The organism is Actinomyces sp. oral taxon 170 str. F0386, from assembly GCF_000195595.1.
In the GTDB taxonomy this organism is placed as follows: domain Bacteria; phylum Actinomycetota; class Actinomycetes; order Actinomycetales; family Actinomycetaceae; genus Actinomyces.
The window spans coordinates 1-2,943 of sequence record NZ_GL882559.1; the positions used below are offsets into that span (position 1 = coordinate 1).

The window sequence follows — 2,943 nt, forward strand, 5'->3', positions numbered from 1 at the left end:
GATCCCGGGATCCGGTTTTCTGCATCAGGCCCGTCAAGTGGTACTTGATCGTCGTCGGCTCGACGTACAGATGCGCTGCCATCTCACCGTTGGACATGCCCTGGGCCAGCAGCCTGAGCACTTCCAGCTCCCGAGAGGTCAAGGTGACGTCCACGGAAGCAGCCCCCGCGAACGACGCCTGCTCGGATGCACCACCAGCATCCGCGGCACTGCCGACGTCCCTGTGCTGAGACCCAATGTCATGTCTGGCGAGAGTACCTGGAGAACCTCGTCTGGAGAGCTCATGCAGGATGCGGCGGGTGACGCGCTGGTCCAGGGTCCCCTCTCCCACCGCAACGGAACGGACGGCTCCCAGCAAGGTGGCCTCATCGGCGCCCTTGAGGAGAAAGCCCGCAGCACCGGCCTCAAGCGAGGCCAGGACATCGTCGTCGACGTCGAAGGTGGTCAGGATGAGCACGTCCACGTCCAGACCAGGGTCGGAGACGATTGCCCGCGTCGCCGCGATACCGTCGGTTCCGGGCATGCGGATGTCCATGCACACGACGTCGGGGCGCAGCTCACGAGCCAGCGTGATCGCCTCGGCACCGTCGGCGGCCTCACCCACGACCTCGATGTCCTCCTCCGCTCCGAGGATGACGCTCAAGCCTGCGCGGACCACAGCCTGATCGTCAGCGATGACGAGTCGAATCATGGGAATGCCGCTTCCTCCTCGGGACGAGACCCGTCGGCGCTGTCCGGAGGAACGGGGATGACAAGGCGGTTGCACCAGCCGCCGTCGGGGTCGGGGCCGGTGACCAGCTCAGCACCCACCAGGGCAGCGCGCTCAGCCATGCCGGACAGACCGTAGCCACCGCCCTTGCTGCCCGCACCCGCCTGACGCGCCTCCGCATTCGGCGGACGTCGGTTGTTCACCACGATCTCCACACACCCCTGCTGATAGGTGACCCGTACCTGGCAAGGAGCTCCCGGCGCGTGCCGCGCGCTGTTGGCGAGCGACTCCTGGACCATGCGGTAGGCGGCGGTGTCAGCTAGTGGGCTCAGGGGACGAGGCCGGCCGTTGACTGCGTACCCGACCCGCTGTTGACGACAGCGAGACTCCTCAACGAGGCGAGGCACTGCCTCCAGCGAGGGCAGGAGCACCGGCTCCCTTGCCATCCGGGAATCCGTCACGGCCGCAGCCTCGGCTGTCGCCTCGGTGCTCGACGACGTCGATTCGCTCTGTTGACCATCCGTCGCCTGCCCTTCACGCTGAGAGTCACTCCTGTCCTCGCTGCGCAGGAGACCGACGACCTGACGCAGGTCGGCCAGAGCGGTTCGGGCACTGTCCTGCACCGTCTGGAGCATCTGGTCGGAGCGTTCCGGATCCTTGTGCCGCAGGGCCGCAGCCGCCTGGGCGCTGACGATGACGCCGGAGAGGTGGTGGCCGGCGATGTCGTGGAGATCGCGGGCCAGGGCATTGCGGCTGGTTCGCAGCTCGCGCTCGACCCGCTCGCGCTCCTCGCGCTCGAGCAGCTGCTTCTCCCGTTCAAGGAGCTCGGCCTTGTCGCGCAGTGCCTGGTGCAGCCGCTCGCGCCCCAGCATGTACTCCGCCGCCACCACCGGTAGGAGGTAACGCTGGAGCAGGTGCGCCGAGAGCAAGATGATCATGGTGATCATCCCACGCTGACCGGAGTGCACCTCGCCGATGAGGAAGACCAGGTTCAAGACGATGACATTGGCGAACAGCGCGATCTGCCAGCCCGGGACGCGGTAACGCACGAGGTACCAGATGACGACCATGACCGCAACGGATCCGAGCCCCGATCGATCACTGGCGATGAGGATGATGAGATCGGCAGAGGCCACGATCCCGAGCACCCAGTACGGGAACCGCGCCGTCATCATGACAGCTGCTATCTGGAGGGTAGCGAGCGCGCTCAGGACGACCGCCCTGGAGACGGTTTCTGCCCCCTGTCTGGCGACATACTCTGGTTCTGCTATCACCATGCCGATGTAAGGCAGCACACTGAGCAGGCACAGCGCCACCGCGGCTCGTGGGAGCCTCGGTGGCGACTGCACCCGGACTGCGGAATCGGGCACGCGGCTGGGCACGCCCCGAGTCAAGCACATGCGCAGCCGCAGCCGCGAGGCGCCTGGGTCCTTCTCAGAGCCCATCACTTGTGGCACAGGGCGGCGTCCACTGTCTCATCGACCTTTCCGGCCTTCTCCTCGGCAGAGCTCTCCAGGTTGTTCTGGTCCGCAATCGCCGAGGGCCATGCAGTAACGGCGACGGTGACGGCAGTGCCGTCAGGGCCGACTCCACCTCTCGTGTGATAGCCCGCGATATCACCTCCGTGGCCCCAGGATGTGCCTCCGCAACTGAGCGGAGTACCGATGAGGCCCAGCCCGTAGACTCCTCCTCCTGATCCCATATCGACGCCCTTCTTCATCTCGTCGATGCTGGCCTGGGTCAGCAGCCTGCCGTCGAAGACGGCCTGGAAGAAGGTGTTGAGCTCGCTGGGGGTCGAGACCATCGCACCAGCCGCCCACCCCCAAGCCGGATCCATCTCGGTAATGTCCTCCAACTTGCCGTCGGCGTTGAGGTGGTACCCCCGAGGATGGGTGCCACGAATCTTCTCCTCCCCTTGAGCCGGGAAGTAGGTGTGCGACAGCCCCAGCTTCTTGACGATGCGCTCATCGATCTGCTCACCCACCGGCCGCTGAGACACCCGCTCAACAAGCATCCCCAGCACAAGGTAGTTCGTGTTGGTGTACTTCCACTGAGCACCGGGCTCGAACTGCGCCGGCTTGCTCAGCGCACTGTCAAGGACGTCTCTCGGGGTGACATAGTGGTGTCGGTACTGAAAGACATCTGTCGTACCAACGAGTGTCTCATCGAAATCGGGTAGTCCGCTGGTGTGCTGCAGGAGCTGACGCACCGTGATCTTTGATCCGTCAATACCC

General features: G+C 65.2%; 3 protein-coding genes. All 3 read right to left on the reverse strand.

Translation table 11 applies throughout. The annotated features are described in order from the left end of the window. Window positions 1-691: response regulator transcription factor (locus tag HMPREF9056_RS11025; protein ID WP_009405061.1), on the reverse strand; the 691-nt coding region annotated here is incomplete at its 3' end. After that, on the reverse strand, window positions 688-1,884 hold the full coding sequence (locus HMPREF9056_RS11030) for a sensor histidine kinase (protein ID WP_253270017.1): 1,197 nt from the start codon (window positions 1,882-1,884) through the stop codon (window positions 688-690). The genes HMPREF9056_RS11030 and HMPREF9056_RS11025, both read right to left, overlap by 4 nt. A 269-nt stretch (window positions 1,885-2,153) precedes the next feature. Beyond that, window positions 2,154-2,943, reverse strand: a 790-nt coding sequence (locus tag HMPREF9056_RS11035) for a serine hydrolase (RefSeq protein ID WP_009405063.1), incomplete at its 5' end; no start/stop codon positions are given.